This is a genomic window from Spirosoma panaciterrae DSM 21099 (genome assembly GCF_000374025.1).
In the GTDB taxonomy this organism is placed as follows: Bacteria; Bacteroidota; Bacteroidia; order Cytophagales; family Spirosomataceae; genus Spirosoma; species Spirosoma panaciterrae.
In genome coordinates this window covers 264,546-285,380 of the sequence record NZ_KB893184.1, presented here as the reverse complement: position 1 = coordinate 285,380, position 20,835 = coordinate 264,546, and the positions used below count along the sequence as shown (strand labels likewise).

17 protein-coding genes are annotated in these 20,835 nt (G+C 49.1%); 9 read left to right on the top strand and 8 right to left on the bottom strand.

Going from position 1 to position 20,835, the window contains the following annotated elements; translation table 11 throughout:
• Positions 1–60 precede the first annotated feature (60 nt).
• Both B153_RS0115360 and B153_RS0115355 read right to left on the bottom strand, forming a co-directional pair.
• Positions 61–798, bottom strand: coding sequence for a LytR/AlgR family response regulator transcription factor (locus B153_RS0115360; RefSeq protein ID WP_020597616.1), 738 nt, complete (start codon positions 796–798; stop codon positions 61–63).
• Entirely contained in the window at positions 776–1,828 is a 1,053-nt protein-coding gene (locus tag B153_RS0115355; RefSeq protein WP_020597615.1) for a sensor histidine kinase, read from the bottom strand. The genes B153_RS0115360 and B153_RS0115355 overlap by 23 nt, the downstream gene beginning before the upstream one ends.
• 192 nt (positions 1,829–2,020) lie before the next feature.
• On the opposite strand from B153_RS0115355, the gene B153_RS0115350 reads away from it, so the two are divergent.
• From B153_RS0115350 to B153_RS35260, 7 genes are all read left to right on the top strand, one after another.
• The gene (locus tag B153_RS0115350) at positions 2,021–2,827 is read left to right on the top strand and encodes a hypothetical protein (RefSeq protein WP_020597614.1); all 807 of its coding nucleotides are present in this window, start codon (positions 2,021–2,023) and stop codon (positions 2,825–2,827) included.
• Positions 2,824–4,023 (top strand): acetyltransferase domain-containing protein, encoded by a 1,200-nt coding sequence (locus B153_RS0115345; protein ID WP_020597613.1) that lies wholly within the window; start codon positions 2,824–2,826, stop codon positions 4,021–4,023. Before B153_RS0115350 ends, B153_RS0115345 begins: the two co-directional genes overlap by 4 nt.
• Before the next feature lie 550 nt (positions 4,024–4,573).
• Entirely contained in the window at positions 4,574–5,398 is an 825-nt protein-coding gene (locus B153_RS0115335) for a metallophosphoesterase family protein (RefSeq protein ID WP_083928209.1), read from the top strand.
• Between the two features lie 25 nt (positions 5,399–5,423).
• Entirely contained in the window at positions 5,424–6,287 is an 864-nt protein-coding gene (locus B153_RS0115330; RefSeq protein WP_020597610.1) for a hypothetical protein, read from the top strand.
• Entirely contained in the window at positions 6,277–9,666 is a 3,390-nt protein-coding gene (locus B153_RS35265; RefSeq protein ID WP_020597609.1) for a trifunctional glycoside hydrolase family 18/polysaccharide deacetylase/glycosyltransferase family 2 protein, read from the top strand. The genes B153_RS0115330 and B153_RS35265 overlap by 11 nt, the downstream gene beginning before the upstream one ends.
• A 91-nt stretch (positions 9,667–9,757) precedes the next feature.
• The gene (locus B153_RS37675; protein ID WP_157634711.1) at positions 9,758–9,982 is read left to right on the top strand and encodes a hypothetical protein; all 225 of its coding nucleotides are present in this window, start codon (positions 9,758–9,760) and stop codon (positions 9,980–9,982) included.
• A gap of 48 nt (positions 9,983–10,030) precedes the next feature.
• A complete protein-coding gene (locus B153_RS35260; protein WP_020597608.1) occupies positions 10,031–11,257 on the top strand; it encodes a DUF2252 family protein in 1,227 nt (408 codons plus the stop codon).
• A 598-nt stretch (positions 11,258–11,855) separates the two neighbouring features.
• Here B153_RS35260 and B153_RS0115305 read toward each other — a convergent pair.
• From B153_RS0115305 to B153_RS0115295, 3 genes are read right to left on the bottom strand one after another with little or no spacing between them, the layout of a single operon-like run.
• The gene (locus tag B153_RS0115305; RefSeq protein ID WP_020597607.1) at positions 11,856–12,758 is read right to left on the bottom strand and encodes a hypothetical protein; all 903 of its coding nucleotides are present in this window, start codon (positions 12,756–12,758) and stop codon (positions 11,856–11,858) included.
• Positions 12,759–12,769: 11 nt separating this feature from the next.
• Positions 12,770–15,268: an Hsp70 family protein gene (locus B153_RS0115300; RefSeq protein WP_020597606.1), complete on the bottom strand. Its 2,499-nt coding sequence runs from the start codon at positions 15,266–15,268 to the stop codon at positions 12,770–12,772.
• 11 nt (positions 15,269–15,279) lie between these two features.
• On the bottom strand, positions 15,280–15,582 hold the full coding sequence (locus B153_RS0115295) for a hypothetical protein (RefSeq protein ID WP_020597605.1): 303 nt from the start codon (positions 15,580–15,582) through the stop codon (positions 15,280–15,282).
• 194 nt (positions 15,583–15,776) lie between these two features.
• Between B153_RS0115295 and B153_RS0115290 the strand changes: the two genes are divergently transcribed.
• Both B153_RS0115290 and B153_RS0115285 read left to right on the top strand, forming a co-directional pair.
• Positions 15,777–16,814, top strand: a complete 1,038-nt coding sequence (locus B153_RS0115290) for a M48 family metalloprotease (protein ID WP_026262186.1) — start codon at positions 15,777–15,779, stop codon at positions 16,812–16,814.
• Between the two features lie 454 nt (positions 16,815–17,268).
• Complete coding sequence (locus tag B153_RS0115285) at positions 17,269–17,538, top strand: hypothetical protein (RefSeq protein ID WP_020597603.1); 270 nt, start codon at positions 17,269–17,271, stop codon at positions 17,536–17,538.
• A 179-nt stretch (positions 17,539–17,717) separates the two neighbouring features.
• Here the strand turns inward: B153_RS0115285 and B153_RS0115280 are convergent, their stop codons facing one another.
• The 3 genes from B153_RS0115280 to B153_RS0115270 form a co-directional block, all read right to left on the bottom strand.
• Positions 17,718–18,641, bottom strand: coding sequence for a YihY/virulence factor BrkB family protein (locus tag B153_RS0115280; RefSeq protein WP_020597602.1), 924 nt, complete (start codon positions 18,639–18,641; stop codon positions 17,718–17,720).
• 268 nt (positions 18,642–18,909) lie between these two features.
• Positions 18,910–19,677, bottom strand: coding sequence for a LytR/AlgR family response regulator transcription factor (locus B153_RS0115275; protein WP_020597601.1), 768 nt, complete (start codon positions 19,675–19,677; stop codon positions 18,910–18,912).
• On the bottom strand, positions 19,674–20,738 hold the full coding sequence (locus B153_RS0115270; protein ID WP_020597600.1) for a sensor histidine kinase: 1,065 nt from the start codon (positions 20,736–20,738) through the stop codon (positions 19,674–19,676). Before B153_RS0115270 ends, B153_RS0115275 begins: the two co-directional genes overlap by 4 nt.
• Positions 20,739–20,835 lie beyond the last annotated feature (97 nt).

Sequence of the window (20,835 nt, the reverse complement as noted above, 5' to 3'; positions counted from 1 at the left end):
CTTGTGGCCGTGGGCTGGTTTATTGGGTATTCGCTCATCTGTTTTAGCGAACCAGCTCGGCTACGTATTGTTCTTAAATGGTGGTAAGCCTACCGTTCCGGTCTGTAACTTTCGGAGAAATACGCCTTTATATAATCGACCCAGCGGAAGTGTTTGGTTCACCAGATTAACCTGATCGGCATTGTAACTGATGAGTTTATCCCAGGCAATAATAAATGACTTGTGAATTCGAATAAACTTATCCTCAGGCAGTTTCTGCTCCATATACCCTAACTTTTCTGACGCTACATAAGCCTTTTCGTTCGTGTGCACCTTTATGTAGTCAGCAAATCCCTCAATAAAAACAATGTCCTTCAGGAAAATCTTTATTTGATCCCGGCCAACTTTAAAAAACATATACGTCTCTTCATAGCGGCTCAGAATCTGTGACGGCAACGCGGGTACCGTTTGATAGTGCAGGTATTTTGACACGGCCCTCATAAAGCGTTCCTGGGTAATTGGTTTTACTAAGTAATCGATCACGTCCAGGTCAAAGGCCGTCGCTGCATACTCCCGGTAGGCTGTCGTGAGAATGATTTTAGGCCGGGCCTTTATGGATCGTATCAACTCAAGCCCCGACAGTTTAGGCATCTGAATATCCAGAAAAGCCAGGTCGACCGGGTTCGTCTGCAAAAATGTGAACGCATCGACCGCATTGTCTAAAGAGGCTAAAACGCGAAAGCCGTTCAGCGTTGACAGATGCTGATTAAGGAGCGACCTGGCGGGTGCTTCATCATCAACGATTAAGCAGTTCGTCATTTTTTACCGTTTTTATCGTCAAACTAATCAAATACGAATGCCGCTCATCAATGATCGTGAGTTCATGCGTATCTGGATAAATGAAGGACAGTCTTTTTTTTACGTTCGCCAGGCCGATTCCCCCGGTAGTGGCTATAGGGGTCGCGCCTTGTTCGTCCTTACTATTGGCAATCTTGATCGAAAACTGCCCAGGCTGTCTGGAGATATCGATACGAATCCAGGAGAGTCCCAACGAGCCAGCCACTCCATGTTTAAAGCTGTTTTCGACCAGAGGCAATAAGAGTAAAGGCGCAATCTGGAGATCATGGATGGGCAAATAACTGGTAATGGCTACGTCCAGCTTATCGCCATACCTGTTTTTTTGAAGTTCGATGTAATGCTCAATGTAGGCAATCTCTGTTGCCAAGGGCACCGTTGCCTGATTGGCTTCATACAAATTATACTCCAGAAAACCCGACAGATGCGCAATCAATGAGGCTGTTTCCGGACTGGTTTGCAGGGCCGTAGCATATATATTATTTAAGGTATTGAACACAAAATGAGGTTGAACCTGCGCTTTCAGCAGGTCGAGTTCCGCCCTTGTTGTCTGTTGCACCAATTGCTGAACCCGTAAGCGTTCTTCATACCAGGATCGTATAAAATAATACAGGGCATATAAGCCGGTGATCGTGTACAGATTAACCAGCTCCACGAGCATTTTGCCCCCCGAAAACAAAGGCATCTGCTGGGCTTTCGGAAAGTACTGCGGATAAATAACGTAATAATTGATGTAGCGCCTGATGGTGAGCAAAAAAAGGGAGACCAGAACCAGATACAACCAATCGGTTGCCTTACTGGTCTCTGCCAATCGCTTCTTAATAAAGAAATGCACGGTGAGCCAGGAAAAAAGGAAGGCGACGGGCAGGGCCATGCAGGCGTTGATAAAGTAGTCGCCATAATTGCCATACAAAGACGCCAGCCCCAGCCACTGATACAGGAAATACAGCAGCCAGAAAACGATAGTAAAAGCAACGTCTCGATTCAGGTTCATTCGCTTGCCATTCCGAACTAAGGTAAGCGTTTTGATGGTCGGTGAGTTACTGGGGCTCCCACTTTTCGATCAACGACCTTTTTTTTCGGTGAACGGCGAATACCGATGAATTGGGTTGTGTACAGACAATCCATCTGGGCCTGAAGACTTGTCTCTATTTTTGAGCGTACCTCACTCATTACCCAGATCACCATGAAACAACTGGTGCAGATTGGCCGGGCTTTCTATGCGGTCGCCCTTTTTGTGTATGGTTGCCAACAAGTTTATTTTGGCAGCTTCCGGGATGTATTTTTTTCGGTCTATCAACATCACCTCCCCTTCCTGAATGCATTCGCAACTCTGTTCGGATTCTATCTGATCGTCACCGGCGCTTTACTGTTTGTACCCAGTACCCGAAAAAAAGCTGCTCTCCTGCTGGGAGGAATCTGGCTGCTGCTGTTTCTGGGAACCCACATGACCTATGAGCTGATCTCTGAGCCCAATAAACTGTACCATCTGGGGCTGTGGACAACGCCCTTGAAGGAGCTGGCCCTGGCTGGGGGAGCCTTTGTGGTCGCCTACTCGTTCAGGACACCCTCAACCGGCAAGCTGGCTCTGTTGGAAAAAATCATGCCCTATGGCAATCTATTTTTCCTCTACACCATGACGAGCTACGGTATCTCTCACATTATCTACGCTGAGTTTCTGGAAAGTACCGTTCCCAACTGGATGGCTAATCACCTGTTCTGGGTCAATCTGACGGGCATAGCCTTAACGGCTTCTGGCATAGCCATTATACTGGGGATACGGATTCGAATCATCGCTCTGTTGCTCTCGCTGATGATCTTTTTATGGTTCTGGCTGGTACATGTTCCCGGTGCGCTGGGGGACCCAGTAGGCAATCGAGGCAATCTGTTGGCCAGTGCTTTCGACGCGCTGGCGTACAGCGGAGTAGCGTTGCTGATTGGCCTCACCATGCCGAGGCAGAAATGGGTAGAGGACATCGAAAGCTGGCAATGACTGTACCAAACGGCCTGATCAACGAATTACCCGGAAACATGAAACGAAACAGCAGTATTGATGTTATGCGCGGTCTGGTGATGGTCATTATGGCCCTGGATCACGTGCGAGACCTGTTGCATACAAGCTCGTTGTCGCAGTCTCCTACAGACCTGACTACCACGACACCAGCGCTATTTTTTACCCGGTGGGTCACCTATTTATGTGCCCCGACGTTCGTATTCCTTTCCGGCACTTCTGCTTTTCTGTCCATGAATGCGAAACAGAATCTGGCCGATACAAGGCGATTTCTGGTTTCAAGGGGTATCTGGCTGATGGTGGTAGAGTTCAGTGTGGTCAATTTCGGCCTTTGGTTCGACCCTAATTTCTCAATCCTGATTTTTGAAGTGATTGCAGCCATTGGCGTGGGCTTTCTCATCCTCAGCGCCTTATTACCGTTGTCTTCCCAGACCATCACGTTTATCGGTGTTATGATTGTCGTTCTTCATGGGCTAGTCGCTTTAATCCCCGCTCCCCAGAGTGTGTTCTTAAAAGTACTGCTGTCGCTTTTTTCGCCCTCGGCGTTTCCATACGGTACGGGAAAACTCTTTCTGGTCGCTTACCCCCCGATTCCCTGGCTCGGTATTATGCTGATCGGCTACGGGGCCGGAACGTTTTTTACCTTACCTGAAAAGAGACAGCAAAAGATATTTCTGAAAATAGGCTTACTGTCGCTGCTCTTATTCAGCCTGTTAAGAGCGTCGAACCTGTATGGTGACCCGGTAAACTGGGTTACCCAGAAGACTACGCTATACACGTTTCTGGCCTTTATCAACGTAACCAAATATCCTCCCTCGCTGCAATTCTGTCTGCTTTTTCTGGGGATTATGTTTCTCATTCTTTCCCTGGTACAAGGCCTAAAAAACAACTGGACGGGTATTTTGTGTGTGTATGGCAAAACGCCCCTCTTCTATTTTCTGGTGCACTGGTATGTGATACACCCGCTTGTTTTTGTAATGGTCTTTCTGCAGGGATTCAAACCATCTGATCTGGTTTTCGGCTCGAACTTCGGCCGACCAAAGACGGGCAGCGGAGTTGAGTTATGGGCTATTTATTTGATATGGGGCTTCATTGTTCTGGTCATGTACCCGCTTTGTAAACGGTATGGAAGCTATAAGGAGCGACACAAAGAGCAAACGTGGCTCCGCTACATCTGAAGCGGGTAATCACATTCTTTCTGCACACAACTGGCTAGCATCTCGGGCTTGTCCATTCCACCAGTTAAAATTCTGGCAAACGCTTCCAGAAAGATGAGGGTGTTTAAACCTCTGCGTCTTCAGGGTATTTCGTCGCTTTACACAATCAACGGATACGCTGTAAATATACCTTTCGGGCGAGGGTTTGAATCCCCCCGCTGATTGCCAGCTTTTCTGAAGGCGGATAAACACTCCCGTCGATCAGGCTAGAAACGTGTCCTGGTCGGTAGCCAATCGAACTGGGTCCCATGCTGGTAGACCGTATACAAAAAATCAGAAAAAATCCACTGCTGAACGGATGTATCCAGGAAGGTTACACAGTAGTAGATAAGCAAAACTACTTAGCCCTCCCAGACTTGGCATTAATGCACGATTAAAGGCATTCAGGCGGCTTTCACTTCCAGACTTTGCGACAAAGCTAATCAAGGTTTAATATCCAGTTAATGCGGATTTTAAGTATAAATCCGTCCTTTGATGCCTAACGCAAAGTCTTTCGCCAGCCTTTTTGCTTATGAGACCTATCAGCCGCCGATTTTTCTTACAGGCTACTCTGGGTAGCGCATCCGTCGGCGTTTGGGCAGCTTGTCGCCCTGCGAATACGGCAACCCCTACCCCCGCTCCAGTACCATTGCGGTTCGCGGTAGCCTCGGATGGCCATTTGGGGGAACCGTCGACTCCATCAGATCAATACTATACAGATTTGCTGGCTGCTTTAACTCAAACGCACCAAACCACCCCTCTTCAGTTTGTGGTCATCAACGGCGATTTGGTGCACGAAGGAAACAATGGTTTATTGCCGAAAGCCAAGGCTTACCTGGACCAGCTGCCGGTTCCATACTATGTTACGCGGGGCAATCATGACCGGGTTAGTCTGGATACCTGGCAACAGTTGTGGGGCTATGGCACGAACCACATGGTGGAGCGTGACAACGTAACGCTTATCCTACTCGATACATCCAACGAAGCGGGCGACACACTCTGTGGGGATGATTCCTGGCTTCGGCAAACGATGAAATCAGTACGGTCCACGGTGCCAGCGTTTTTATTCATGCACATTCCGTTCATTCATAATGCACAGGCAACGGATATCTGTACAGGCATTCTTGGGGTTCTGACCGATTATCCGATTATTCGGGCGGTCTTCCACGGCCATGATCACACGAAAGACTTAAGCATCATGTACGGCCATACAGCCCTCCTCTTCGACGCCCATTTTGGCAGTAGCTGGGGAACCACTTATCGAGGGTTTCGGCTGGTCGAGCAGTCAAGGGAGGGCTTCTCGACGCACCAATATGACTTTACAGATAAACAGACCATAAACAGCCTTTCTTTCTAACCCCACGCCTTCCGTCCGAACCAGAATGACATCCCCGATTGCCATCACGCTATCCAACGTATGCCTGCTGCTATTTTTTACCTACTCCGCTGTCGGTCAACCCATTGCCAACAAAGCAACGACCGATACATTGACTGAAAATCCGATGAAAGCCATCCAGTTTAGCTACAGTTATATGAACCCGGTTAGCTACCGAGGCCGTACGTTTGGTGTTCATCAGTGGGGCATGATGCCGCAGATCACCTACCAAACGACTACAAACTGGCACGTGTACACAGTTGGCTATATATGGAATAATTTTCAGACATCGGAGCTGGGCAAGATCGACCTGGGCATTGAGAAAGAAGGCAAGTTAGGCAAGCACTTTATGTATACGCTGGGCTACGAACGCTGGCTTTTCCCGAGTGCCGATGTGGGCGAAACCCAGCCACTGAACAATTTTTTTGAAGCCTACCTATCGGGTGAGTGGCAGGATTGGAGTCCGGCCATTGGCAATTATTACATGGTCGGTAGCCAGCAGCTTTTGCAAACCGATGTACAACTTAGCCGATATGTTGGCCTAACTGACGGCACAAAGTGGTCGCTTTTTATGGAGCCGCTGGTCAAAGCAACGCTGGCCAATCAAAGCTATATCATCAATGGTCTGTATCAGACCACTCTCGACCGACGGGGCCGCCTGGTACCGTCGGCCTCTGACGTTCGTAAACCGTATGGATTCGTAGCGGCCGAACTCAATCTGCCCATTACGTTACAACAGCCCCGTTGGTCGCTCCTGGTCGACCCACGACTGGTAAAGCCGTTTAACACCCTACCTGGCGAGCGAACCAACGTATTCTTTTACGCTGTGGCAACACTCACCTATAGCCTGCCTATCGCCAATGGACACTAAACCAAAACCCGTTTTTTATACACCGTCGCGTCGTCGCTGGCGGGTATTTCGGAGCACATTGCTCATGAGCCTTCTGTTGGGAATAGCTTCACTGGTGGTGGCCATCTGGACGCTGTCGGAACGTGTTTTTCCGCAACTGCCAACCCTTCAGGATAACGAGAGTTCGTTTCAAAAGCTATCAGTCGTTGACAGTTCGCAGTCGGCGGCTCCGGGCAACAGCGGTGTACCAGCGGGATTTCATCGGCATTTACCGCCAGCAATCAGGAACAGCAGCCGCCCCCAGGTGCGGGCAGGTTTCTACGTCAATTGGGATGCTCAGTCGTACCAAACCCTACGGGAGCACGTCTCTGACCTGAACATGGTCATGCCTGAATGGTTTTTTGTGGGCAATAAAGCCGAACTCAGCACCGACATCGACCACGCGGCTGATTCCCTTATGAAACAGCATGCGGGCGTGGCCATTGTACCGATGATCTCCAATTTTTACCAGGGCAACTGGCGGGGGCAGAATGTACATCGGCTGCTGACTAGTGCCAGCTTACGGAAAACATTCATTGCTCAGATGCTGACCTTGCTCAATCAACACCATTATCAGGGCGTCAACATCGATTTTGAAGAGCTACGGGAAAACACCGATGAAACGCTGGTTTCCTTTATTCGGGAAGTGTACCAGGCTTTACACCCCAAAGGCTACCTGGTCACGGTCGACATTGCAGCTCTGAACGAAGATTATAATCTGCCTGCCTTACGCCCGTATGTCGATTATTTTATGCTGATGGCCTACGATAACCATTTCAGCACATCGGCACCGGGTCCGGTTGCGCCCTATCCATGGATCGAGTATGTACTGGAAGCGGCCTGCCGACAAATTCCTTCAGAACAGGTTGTGCTGTGTGTAGCCGGATACGGGTACGATTGGGCTAAAGGCGGCCAGGGCGTAGACGTTACGTATCAGCAAGCCATGGCCCGCGCCAACCGCCGATCGGCTACACCCATTCACTTTGACAATCAAACCTATAGCTTATCGTTTCGCTACGCCGACGATCAGGGCAAACCGCATACGGTCTGGTTCAATGATGCGGCCTCGGCCTATAACGTACTGCGGGCCGCTGAAGATTACGAAACCGCAGGAGCGGCTATCTGGCGACTTGGCTCGGAAGATGTGCGAACCTGGGCTTATTTTGGGCGGGATGTATCGCGTCCGGCCCTGGCGCGTACGCCCCTGAACTGGCAACAGTTGCAAACAGTACCGGCTTTACCCAGTGTCGACTACCAGGGAGAAGGCGATATACTGGACGTAAAAGCGACACCCCATCCGGGCCAACTTCGCCTGGAGTACAATGCAGCCGATCAGCTTATCAGCGAAGAACAGTACCTTACCCTACCCACGTCGTACGTAATCAGTAAAGTAGGGAAAGCGGACAAAACGCTAGTGCTCTCGTTCGATGACGGCCCCGATGAAACCTGCACGCCCCAGATTTTATCCATTCTGGAACGCGAACATGTACCAGCCTCTTTTTTTGTGGTGGGAATCAATGCGGAGCGTAACCTGCCTTTGTTACAGCGGATGGCAAAGGCAGGTTATGAAATCGGTAACCACACCACCTTTCACCCTGATTTGACCAAAGCGAGCGCGAGTCGGTTGTTTTTTGAACTGAATACCTGCCGACGATTGATTGAAAGTATTACGGGTCGTTCAACGATTCTGTTCAGACCACCTTACAATGCCGACAGTGAGCCGAATAAACCGGAAGAGCTACGGCCTATTGCCCTGGCCGAACAGCAACATTACTACGCTATCGGTGAATCCATTGACCCACTCGACTGGCAGGTGGGCGTTACTCCACAGCAGATTTTACACCGAATTCGGCAGCAGCAAAATTTGGGTAATATCATTTTGCTACACGACGCAGGGGGCGACCGCTCAGCTACGGTAGCAGCTCTGCCCGGCATCATTCAGTATTATAAACAACATGGGTATCGTTTCGCCACCATTGGCCAGCTCCTGAACCGTCCAGCCAGCGAACTTATGCCTGTAACACCCGTTCAACGGGCCGCTTTACTGACAGACCGGAGCCTGGTAGCGCTGCTTTATTATGGTCAACATAGCCTGAGCTGGCTTTTCCTGATCGGCACCGTACTGGCCATAGTGCGGGTTTTGTTTCTGGCTTTTCTGGCGATCCGTCAAACGAAGCAACCTATTACGCCGGTTGCGCCGTATCTGGGCCTGGTTAGTGTGATCGTACCAGCGTATAATGAAGAACTGAACGCCATCCGAACGGTCGAAAGCCTGCTGGCCAGTACGTATCCAGCATTAGACATTGTTTTTGTCGACGACGGCTCCCGTGATCAGACGTACAGTCGGGTTAGCGCGTATTTTGCCAACAACCTACGCGTTCAGGTCCTGACCAAACCTAATGGAGGAAAAGCGTCGGCGCTCAATCTGGGGCTAGCTCACGCAAAGGGGGAAGTCGTGGTCTGTATCGATGCGGATACGCAGTTGTTACCAGATGCTATTCGTCGTTTGGTGGCCCCTTTTTCCGATACAACTATTGGCGCAGTGGCTGGTAATGTACGCGTTGGCAACGACCACAATTGGCTCACCCGCTTTCAGTCCATTGAGTACACGACGAGCCAAAACTTCGACCGTCGTGCTTACGAGTCCCTCAATTGCATCACGGTGGTACCCGGCGCCCTTGGCGCGTTTCGTCGTACCAGTATGCTGGCCGTGGGGGGCTTCACGACGGACACACTCGCTGAAGACTGTGACCTCACGGTACGGCTGCTGCGGGCAGGTTACACCATTAAAACCTGTAACGAAGCGGTTGCCGTGACCGAAGCGCCAGACACGCTTCCGATGCTGTTGAAACAGCGCGTTCGCTGGTGCTATGGCATAATGCAGGTGGTCTGGAAACACCGGGATTTGCTGTTTCAATTCGACCGAACGAGCAAAGCCAGCAAAGCTGTGAGTTGGCTGGCCTTACCAAGTCTGGTGCTTTTTCAATTTGGGTTTCCGTTATTAACTCTGGTAGCTGAACTGCAACTGGTCCTATCGGTATTGACTGGCAGTTGGAGCCTTGTGCTGACCTATTTTACGGGTTTCTTACTTATAGATATGCTGGTAGCCGTTCTGGCTTACCGCCTGGAAGGTCGTTCGCTGCGGCCGCTCCTTTGGCTTGTGGCGCAACGGCTCACCTGGCGTTACCTGTTGTTTTGGGTTCTGGTTCGTTCTTATGCCAACGCCATTCGGGGCGAAGTAGCCTCCTGGGGGGCTTTGAAACGAACGGGCCAGGTATGGCTCCCCAAGCACACCCCTGACCCTATGGAACCCGTAGCCGTTCTGAACGAACCAATTAACCATACCATTCGAACGAGTTAAGCAGCCAGCACCTGCCCAACCCCGAAATGAATTAACCCAATCTTTCAGAGACTATAACCTATTAGCTGAATCGTTTTCAAATAGAACAAGAATGGAAAAAGTTGTTGATTATTCATTGGAATGGGACGTTAACCCTAATCGGCCAGATTCCTGGCGTATTATCATCACGACCACAAAGCATACTACGCCTTTCAGGTTGCCAATTGATACACCACAGGAGTTTCTGGCCGCAGCTCACATGCTGAGTAAGTCATCTGTAATGTATGATCTAAGTACAGGTATGTTGGTAGTGCCACAACGAGCTGCCGGAACCTAAGTGGTTTCTGGCTTATCTTTTACTAGCCAAGTCTGGGCCCCTACGCTTATGACCTACAACGAAAAACTACTTGACGACCTTCTGCAGGCAAATCAGGACCGACGACCCGATATGCTGATGCGGAAGTACGAAGCCATGCGGGAAAGTGCCTTCCGATTTTTTAGAGCTACCCCTTCGCTGTTCTATCAGGCTATGCCCCCCGAACTGCTGGCCGATACGTATCCGGTTTGCTGGAGTTGCGCGGACTTGCATCTGGAAAATTTTGGCTCCTTCCGGGGGAGTAATAAATTGGTCTATTTCGACATCAACGACTTTGATGAAGCGTTGTTGGCACCCGTTACGGTCGATCTAAGTCGGCTCATAACCAGCCTGTTTGTGGCAGCACCGTTGTGGCGACATTCACCTGAAACAAGCTGGCGGCTCGCTCATCGGTTTATAGCTACCTATCGACAAATGCTTTTGCTGAGTAAACCGCGTTCCATAGAGCGGCAGACCGCCAGGGGCATACTCAATGAATTCCTGAAACAGGTGGCCAGTCGATCCCGTAAAGATCTGCTTGTTCGACTGACGCACGGACACGGCCGAAAACGGCATATTCGTCTTATAAAAAACAGGTTCCTGCCCGTACCGAACGATGAACAGGATACCGTCTGGGATTGGCTGAAAAACGCGTTGCTGGAAGAGGCAAACTACACCTTACGAGATGTAAAGTTCCGAATGGCAGGCACAAGCAGTATCGCCTTGAATCGCTACGTAGCTCTGGTCGAAAGCCCCAACCGGAAACTCCATTTGCTGGACATAAAAGCGACCCGCTCATCGGTGGCCGAACCGTACCTGGCCATACGTCAGCCCCATTGGCCCAACCCGGCGAATCGTATCGTTGCGCTTCAGAATCGGCTTCAAGATGTACCACCGGCTAATTTATGGCCGCTTGCCGGACCCAACAACGACTTTTTTGTTGTTCGCTCCTTACAACCCCAGGCTGACCGGCTCGATCTGACCAGCAAGCGAATCTGGGGCAGGGATCGGTTGGGCATGTTAATAGACACGATGGCTCAGCTAACGGCTTCGGCTCATCTGCGAAGTGGGGGCCAACAAGGGTCCGCGATCACGGATGAATTAATTGCCTTTGCCGATAAGGCAACCTGGGTTTCTGAGCTGGTAAGATGGTCTGAAACGTACGCCCAACAGGTTTTTCTGGATTTTACCCAGTTCAAAACGGCCCTTAAAGCCGGATTCTTTTCGCGTCAGGTTATGTTGAACGAACAAGGCTAAAAAATACGGGTATCGACCAGGTCATTAACCTCCTGCTATTCTTCTTCCAGTTTGGTTTTATTCGCCTGCTTATCGGTCGGTATCGCTACGCAATGGCTGAACGTGTGTAGACCGATCTCAGGTTGTTTATATAATGCAGAACCCGGCCAGTATTGCTATTGACCGGGTTTTATATGAAAGCTATTTCTATCCCAATAAGTACGACACCCATTTGTCAGCCAAGGTATAAAAGACCTCAGACCAACCAGCAGGGCCTTATATAGCTCATCCGACAGCACTACTTGATATCAAACTGCCGGAACAGGGAAAACAGTAAATTTTTCTGAAAAATTATGCGTCAATTTTTGGTTGACGAAAACAATTTCGGCTGGCTATCGTTTTATGTCTGTATTCGCTGCTCGACGGGGATGCTGTGAAAGGCATCTGATTTTAGATCATAACTGCTCAAGTAAGCGAACCAAAAGCCAGGTGACTTTCCGTCGTCTGGCTTTCTTTTTAGTGGCAATACATCTCATTCAACCCATACTGCACAATTGGCAACCTAAGTTCAAGGGATGGATGCCCTCGCCGTCCGTTTTTCAGATTCACCCAGACTTTGTTAACGATGACAGTAAAGTGCGGCTTTAGCCAGCATGAATAATACCCAAAAAATCAGCCAGTAATTTCTTGTGTTCTTTTGAGAGTCACTACTCGCCTGAGGAGCCCCGGGGCTAAGGTGATAATTTTCCCGGTAGATGGCATAATTGTTTTTAATGGTCTTTTTGAGGTCTTCGTCGCACTTGATCCGCACAAGCTGATGGGTGATTTCGTACACGAAATGCCGCTGAGTGTGCTGAACCGTAACCGTATAATTGACCGCGTTCACGCAGAAACTATTGACGATTCCCCAAAAGGTATATTCCGGTAAACTGTTCAGAAAATCGGCCCAGTCATCGTAAACGATAAACCCGAACGCAGCCGAATCCCGCGCTGAATTTGGTCGTTCAATGGCAACTTCAAGAGCCATTACAACCTCGTGTATCTGCTCGTAAAGTATGCCCAGAATATCATTCTGATACGGGCTCGGCAACGCAAAGGCAACGGCCAAGGGCTCTTTTGCCTGACTGAACAGATGGTTTTTCAGCAGCCAGGCACAATGCGTCTGCAAGGCACTGGCCAGGGTCTGGTTCCAGAAATCGGTTGGCCCGCCCCCCCATCGTTTCTCGCTGATGGACTTAGCCGGAAAAGCGGCCTCTGTTGGCTTTTCGAGCCAGTCGAGTAAGGGCTTATCCTGGAAAATCAGGACATGTTCGCTCAGGTCCGAAACATCTTTCAACCGATCGATTGCTTTCAGGGCTTCATCTTTCGTATACTGCCTGTCGCCTACGGCAATGGTATAGCTGGGCGTCAGATTGAACTCGGCCAGCAGCTTTTTCCGCAACTGTCCTAACGATGCCGGGGTTAGTTCGCTGGGCAACAAGTTCAAGCCATCCAGGAGGTGTAAAGGCGATTGGTAAGCCATAGTTATACAGATCAGCTTAGTCCGGTGCCTTTAATTTTGGTTTCGATCACTTCCGTATTTCTCGCCAACCCCAGCAAATTCAGAAAAACCCCTCTAAGCTCATCGTAGTTCTGCCGATCCAGTGCTTTTTCGCCCCGTTTGATCTCGGCCTGTGCCCGCTGGTAATCCGTAAATTCATGCGGGAGTAAGCCAGCATAGATATGAAAGAAATAAGCCAGTAAAGTCGGTGTATACAGGACGGTATTATGATAGATCCGACGGCACTGAGCATACTGCCCTTCGACCCGAAAGTAATTGTTACCACGCATGGCCTCTGGTTCATTGGCTTTCAACTGCCGAATTTCTTCACGCTGTTTCGGTGGTAGTTCCTGCAAGGTCTCGGCCCAGTTTTGCAGCGACTCCATAAGATCGTAATACCGCTCCTTGGTTCGGATAACCCGGTTGCTCACCGGACCCGTCGTATAGAGCTGCCGGGCCAGTTTGCGCTTGGCCTCGTCGAGCTGATATTTCTCGTCGGTCAGTGTGTCGGGTTGTATCTGTCTGGCCTGTTCATACAGGATGCGGGCACGGTCGGTCAATTCCTGAAGTTGGGCGGCTGTTTCGTATTCTTCATTTTGCAGGGCTTTCTGCAAGTCGGAATCCAGTTGACCGCGTAATTCCTGTATTTCGTCGCGCAGCTTACTTAGGCTCACATACCGCTGAGTCGGGCTGAACACTTCATCAATCTGCTGATCGGTCATGCTCAAATGCAGGCTTACCGACACATCCCGCGACTCGCTCATGTCGATTTTAAGTTCTACATCCGAGCCTTTTATCAGATCGGCGGGCAAATCGGTAGCCCGTACTTCAATGACGCCGATGTTCTTATTGGTGCTAGGATGCTGGGTGGCATCACCTTCGAGCAGATTGATAATCAGACTTTCGTCCGAGTTTTTCCGAATAGTCCGGCTTATTTCCCGATAAATCGTTTTGGTAAGCGGCAGCACACTGTTTCGACTAAAAATCAGTTCACAACGGGTGGCATTGTTCATCAGATCATCAACCTCAATGCAGATGTCTTCGGGTAGCGGCTGGCCATACAGGCTGAACAACCCATGGGTAATCGTGATGGGTTCTACCCGAACAGGAACGGGATTATTATACCCATCATATACGCTGATCGTGAACGTATTAACGCGATTCGGCAATAGCCCGACAAACTCGCCAAAGCGGGATGTAAGTGGGCGTAGCGTAGTATCAAAACCACCATCCGTACGGGTGATCCGATAAAACAGCCCTTCGTCCATACCACTCGCACTGGCCGAAATGTATTCTTCGAGGTCTTTGGTAGTTTTGTTATACCCTGTTTGTATCTGAATGGCCGACACGGAATCGGTTGGCCCACTCTCTGATCGGGCCGCCTGCCGGGCCGGGGTATTCCCTGCAAAATAAGCCGCTCCAATGGCCACGGCTGTTGTTGGGTCAGCATCGGTATTGACGGGTAAGCCGGTACGTTCTGCCAGGGTAGCCCGAACATAGGGAATGTAGGTACTCCCTCCGATCAGTACAATTTCAGAAATAGCGTCGGTACTCAGATTATTCCGCGACATAATCGTTTCCAGCATGTCGATTGTATCGTCGATCCGGCCACGGATAACTGCATTAAACTGCTCACGTTCAACGGTTATCAGCAAATCAAGCTCATCACCCTCATCGGTTTCAAAGGTCACCTCAATTTCCGTCGACAATCGGGTGGTCAGTTCTTTTTTGGCTTCTTCAGCTTTCAGCAAAAGTACATAGTACAATTTCTCGTAGCGAGCCTTGTGCGTGAGCAACTGATTAGCCAGATCCATGAAGCCCGTTTGCCGAATAATTTCAGGAACGAGTACCTCCATAACCAGTGAATGATCGAAATCGACCCCACCCAGATAGTTATTTCCCTGGTGGTCCAGCACCCGCATTTCATTATTTTCGATACCAATCAGGGCTACATCAAACGTGCCGCCACCCAGATCATATACCAGCCATTTTCCGGACTCCTTCTCGGTGGTGTATTTATTAAAGTAAGCCAGCGAGGCCGCAATCGGTTCCTGCAACAAAACCACTTCCCGGAAACCCGCATCTAAACCCGCCTGCTTGGTTGCATTGCTCTGAACAGTATCGAAACTAGCCGGGATTGTAATGACAACCTGTTCGGGAATATCACCCGTATGAACAAAATTTTTGAGTTCTTTCAGCACCAGAGCCGACAGGTTGATGGGCGAGATCGTTTCCTGGCGCGAGGGTACAGAATAGGTCTCGCTGGTACCCATTTTCCGTTTGAAGCTCGAAAACACATTGAGTGGATCTTTCTGAAGCCATTCCCGTGCTTTGTCGCCTACCCATATACGCTCTTTACGGAAAGCGACGCAACTGGGTAGCGTTTCTTTGAGCCCAACCGGATTTTTGAAAACCTCCGCCTGTACTCCCGTAAACCGGGCAATCAGGGAGTTGGTTGTACCCAGATCGATACCAAAATTGATGGTTTGCATGGATAATGTATTTATACGCTCTCGACAATAACAATACCAGCCTGGACAATCTGGCCATTCTGGCTGACAATGGGCTTGATTACCTGCGTAATGGTTAAATTATCCATCGATTCCCCCGCTACACTGGCTTCAACGTCGGTCCGGGTTTCGGTATAGCGTTCGCCTTCGGGGTTGTGAAAGGTAATACCCAGTTCGGCCAGCGCCTGCCGTATACGCTGTATGGGCCGCAAGTACCCACTGCCCGAATGGCCCTCTTTTTGAGCCTTTTTTTCGAGCGCATGTACCTGATTCGCAATATCAATGAGGGGTTGCATGAAGAACAAACTACATTTTGAAACCGCAAGTTAAAAAGAATTGACTTATAGCCTAAATGTCACCTGTTACGACTTATCGATGCGCTAATGATCGGCCGATATCCTGCCTGATCTGGAAACTTGAAACAGCCATAAACTACAGCGAACCGTTTCTTCGTTATTCTGCCGTGTTGAACGATTAACCCAATCCGGTTATGCTTGTGAGAGTGGTTTTTTCCCTACCCATATTCGTTTTAAGTTCGGTCCTGTCAGGATCATTACTAGCCCAAATCCCTTCCTCGGGTTCATTTATTTGTAGTTACACAGGTAGCCACGTCAATACCGAAGTCGTTTGTTCGCCAACCACTAATTCGAATGTACACGCTGAGCGGGTGGTCGACCGGATTCTGAAACCGATTGGTCTGATGCGAAATTTCAAAGTTATCGAATGCTCCAATACGTCCAACTGTTTTGCAACCGTTTTGAAAGGTCAGCGATTTATTGTGTACGATGGCGCATTCATGCAGGAGATTGAGGATGAAACCGAAACCGACTGGTCGGCCATCAGCATTATGGCTCATGAGATTGGGCATCACTTACAGGGACATACCATCGATGGTCGGGGTGGGCAACCTCAGAAAGAAATCGAGGCCGATAAATTTTCAGGCTTTGTACTTCACCAACTCGGGGCATCGCTGGACGAATCGCTGGTGGCGGTACGAAAACTGGGTAACGAGCGGGCTACATCGACCCATCCGGCCAAACCCGAACGGATTGACGCCATTCGAAAAGGTTGGCTGGAAGCCGAGGCCATGTATCCCAAAAGCCGGGTTGTGGTGAAAACCCCGGCAGCCATGGCCCCTAAACCGATTGCCACCAATACGTCTGCCCCTGCTTCCCGCCCGGTGGTAGCCCCAAAATCACCGTCCAGAACAACCGTTGGCTGTGTTTCGGGCGACTGTGAAGATGGAACAGGGGTTTTCGTCTACCCTACGGGCGAACGCTATGCGGGTGAATTTGAAGATGGTGACAAACATGGCGAAGGTACGGAATACTACGCCGATGGGAAGGTTAAGTATAAAGGTGGTTTTCGCGATAATCTGCGCTGCGATTACGGCGTGTACTTCTACCGAAACGGCGATAAATACGCAGGCTGGTTTCAGAAGAATATGCCCAATGGAAAAGGGACCTACCGCTTTGCGGATGGGGATCAGATTACAGGCACTTTCCGAAACGGCCAGCCAGTACAATAGCTCACTTTTCGGAAAGCTAACATTTTGAGGCTTCCTGCGGCTGGCAATCGTCAATAGCAGGAAGCCTTTTCGGCTTTATCTGGCACTCCTTTTCTGGCTCGATCAATCGCTTATTAGATACCTCAAGTTCTTTATGAAACGGGATAAAGAGCAACCTCTAGCTCCTGTAGTCATATAATAAATTTATGAAACTTTTACAGGCTTTTACCGTCTTTAACTAGAACGAACGGCTGGTTATGAAATCCTCACCGGAAATGAACAGAAGAAAATTTTGTATGGATGTTTACGTTTATTCTAGTGGACGTACGCTTTTTTTTCGTGTAAAAACCCTTCATATGAGCTATACAAGTACAATTTGGCATAATTATAGATTATATTTTCATTAATTAGACAATTTTATCATTAAATAGTTAAATATTTGTTCTTTTTACGAAAATCACCAATAAAATAAGCTATGGGTGCCGTAGTAAAACTATCCATAAAGAATGTAATTGACCTTTGGTTTGCAGAAGATACACCAATCCGTCAGTACAGAGCCCGCATGAATCCGAGATTGTGGGAAATGTGCCAGCAAGTCAGTACTGATTTTGTTGCCCCTTCGGGACGGCAGTTGCCAGGCCAGTATCGCAAATCAGATAAAGTAGCTTTCGCTAAACTCGTTTTAGACCGTCTGGAAGAGCGGGAAGCACCCGTTGAAGACGATATGCTAGAGCTGACCTACTAAGGTCGATTAGTAACAAAATACTATAGGCTAATCCTGACAAACGTACGATTAGCCCAGTTGCGTAAGAGATTCATTACCTTACTGCGTTGGAATCTATTTGTAAATAAATTAGCCCTTTCTGATAGTACGAATCCACTATATATGTCCTTCTACTGTAGTCATTATCAACCAGCTACTACTCATTTTCGCTTCATTTTAGCAGGCTCGACCTCCTTCAACGTATAAGCTACCGCCTGCGAACTCGGCTCCGTAATCAAGTGCATCCAATCGCTGTATTGACGGGTAAACGAAGCCCCATAATAGAAGATCAGCGATGCATAAAAAACAAACAGGAGTACCAGTATAATAGCTCCTGAATGCCCATATAGTGAACCAAGCTGACTATGGATCAACAGTCGGCTTAGGATGCTCTCTCCGATTTTGAACAGGACACTGGTAAAAGCCGCTCCTAGCCAAACTGCCTGCCAGGTCAGGCGTACATCAGGCAGAAATTTGAACAGAATAGCGAACCAGACCATACGAATCAGAACTGAAGCAATTACATGACCTGAATCGGCCATGATCTGGTAATAACTTAGGGTCGAAAGCATCCAGTCGGTAGTGATTCGGCTTAAAAACTGCTCCAGCGCAACCGATAGGGTAAAGAGAATTCCAGAACCGATAATAATGGTCAGCGCAACCAGTTTGTTTCGTAAAAAGTAGACGAATGGATGCTTCGATCGGCTTTTCACATGCCAAAGCTGATCCAGCGAGTTTTTCACAATCGCAAACAAGGTAGTCGATGCCAGCAACACCAGAAAAATACTGAGCACGGTCAGTGAATGACTCGGTTTAGGCTGCTGCAAACGATGCGAAATCACCTCTAGCTGACGAGCCCCTTTGGGTCCAAATAAGTCGGCCAGCTCGTCAAATAGCTGCCCACTAACCCCCTGCGACTGCTCACCCAATATCGGACTCAGTAGGGTACTCAGTATGATAACGATGGGAGGAAGCGCAAAAAAAGCGAAGAACGCTGTGGCTCCGGCCATTCGGATTGGATCGTTGGCCTGTAGGTGCGTAAGCGCACTTTTCAGAAGTTGAAAAATCGGAATGACTTTTTTCAAGCGACAGACAGGGAAAGATCTCGTCTGAGTTAACCTCCATAGCCGGAATAAGGTTTTAGCCCCCTCGGCCTAAGCCACTCTAAAGCAACTTATTAGAACGGCCTGTTCATGGAATACCAACAAAAAGCCCGGCATACCATTGGTACACTGGGCTTTGCCTAAACCATTTATGGGTTAGCCTGGAGAATTAATCGTTGAGACGAAAACCCCATCGACAGGTAACATCTTGCCAATTAATCGGTAGACCTAACCCTATAACGTTCGGAATTTATAACCAGCGGCTGATAAACTCGCCAAAAGCATCTTTGTATTGATCACTCACCGGAATGGTGGTAGGGCCAATCTGCACCGAATTTCGGGTAACGGCGTTGACTCGATCAAGTGCGACAATAAACGAACGATGAATCCGCATAAACTGTCGGGCGGGCAGTTTCTCTTCCAGTGCCTTCAGGCTGGTCAACGAGAGCAGGGGCTTATCAGGCTCACTCTGCCGATAAACCTTCACATAATCCTTCAGCCCTTCTATGTACAGAATATCGCTGTACGAAACCCGTACTAATTGATATTCAACCTTCAAAAACAAATAGTCCTCACTCGATTCGGCAACGGCAGGAACGCTGGGCGATACAAGAATCGGCCTGTTTTCGGGTCGTTGTACGAGTTCAAAATAGTTGCGTGCCTTACTTGCCGCTCGCAGAAACTCCTCGTAGTTAAACGGCTTCAGCAGATAATCCAGCGCATCGACCCGGAATCCATCGAGAGCAAATTGGTCGAAAGCCGTAGTAAAAATGATTCGGGTCGTTTGCGCTCCCCGATTGCTGCGCTCCAGCACCCGCGCCAGTTCGAGTCCCGTCAGATCGGGCATCTGAATATCCAGAAAAATAACATCGACCGGGTTCTGGAGGATGTATTGCAGCGCCTGAACAGCGCTACTAAAACGCCCTGACAACGCCAGAAAGGGCGTTTTCTCAATAAAGGCACATACTAATCCCAGTGCCAGCGGTTCATCATCGACAGCTATGCAGGAAAGCGTCATGCCAGATTCAGCGTTAGTTGTACGTGGTATTCGCCAGCCATGGTATGCTCATTGATATAGAGCGTATACTGACCCGGGTAAAGCAGATCGAGCCGACGACGAGTATTGACCAGACCAATTCCGTTGTCCGTTTCGAGCGAGGGCGATTTCTGAGTAAATAACGTATTTCGCACATCCATCTGCAACTGATGATCCTGCTGCTGGACACTGATCCGAATCCAGCTTGGCTCCAGGGTGCTTACCCCATGTTTAAATGCATTTTCTACAAATGGCAGAAACAGCATCGGGGCAATTGACAGATCGCGCAGGGGCGAAGGGGTATCGAGCGTAACGGTCACCTTATCCGTCAGCCGAAGTTCCATCAACTGAATATAGTCGCTCAAAAAATTAAGCTCCTTACTAAGCAGGGTTGTTCCTGACTGCGTTTCGTAGAGTACGTAACGCATCATGCGCGAGAGTCGATGCAGTGCTTCGCGGGCCGTTTCAACATCGATCAGTGTCAGGGCATAAATGTTGTTGAGCGTATTGAAAAAGAAGTGCGGATTAATTTGTGCTTTTAAGAATGAAAGCTCCGAAGTGGTTTTGGCCTGTTCGAGCGCCAGCCGAAGATTGGCATCCATCTGCCACTTCTGCAATAGAGCCATACTGGTACTGATGCCCAATATCAGCAGGATGGTAAACAGATTGGGCTGAATCCAGCCGTAGTACTTGATCTTGCCACTACCGTCGGGATGAAAAGCGCGATGAACTAAGATGGGCAAATTAAAACTCCACTCAATAAAAGCCAGGATCAGCATCACCACCACGATAACCCCAAACAGTGAAAACAGATAACGGCTCGTTTGGCCGGGCAGCAGGTATCGGGGCACAAACACGTTGGCGTTCAGATAAAATACGCCAACCATCAGCACCAGGAAAATGCTCTGCCGAATCCAGAATACAGTAGGAAAATGAATCTCCGATATGAACGACTGAAAGAATAACAGATAGCCCATTAGCCCCCAGCCTAGCACATGACTCAGCAAAGGAACGTATCGACGAGAAAACAGCACTGCTCCCATAATTTGTAGTTTCTGTAGATTCCCCGATTTATATATTCCTGTTTATCAGCCTGACCAGCAGCCAAAACGACCAAGTCGATCCGCTCAAAGACGGGTA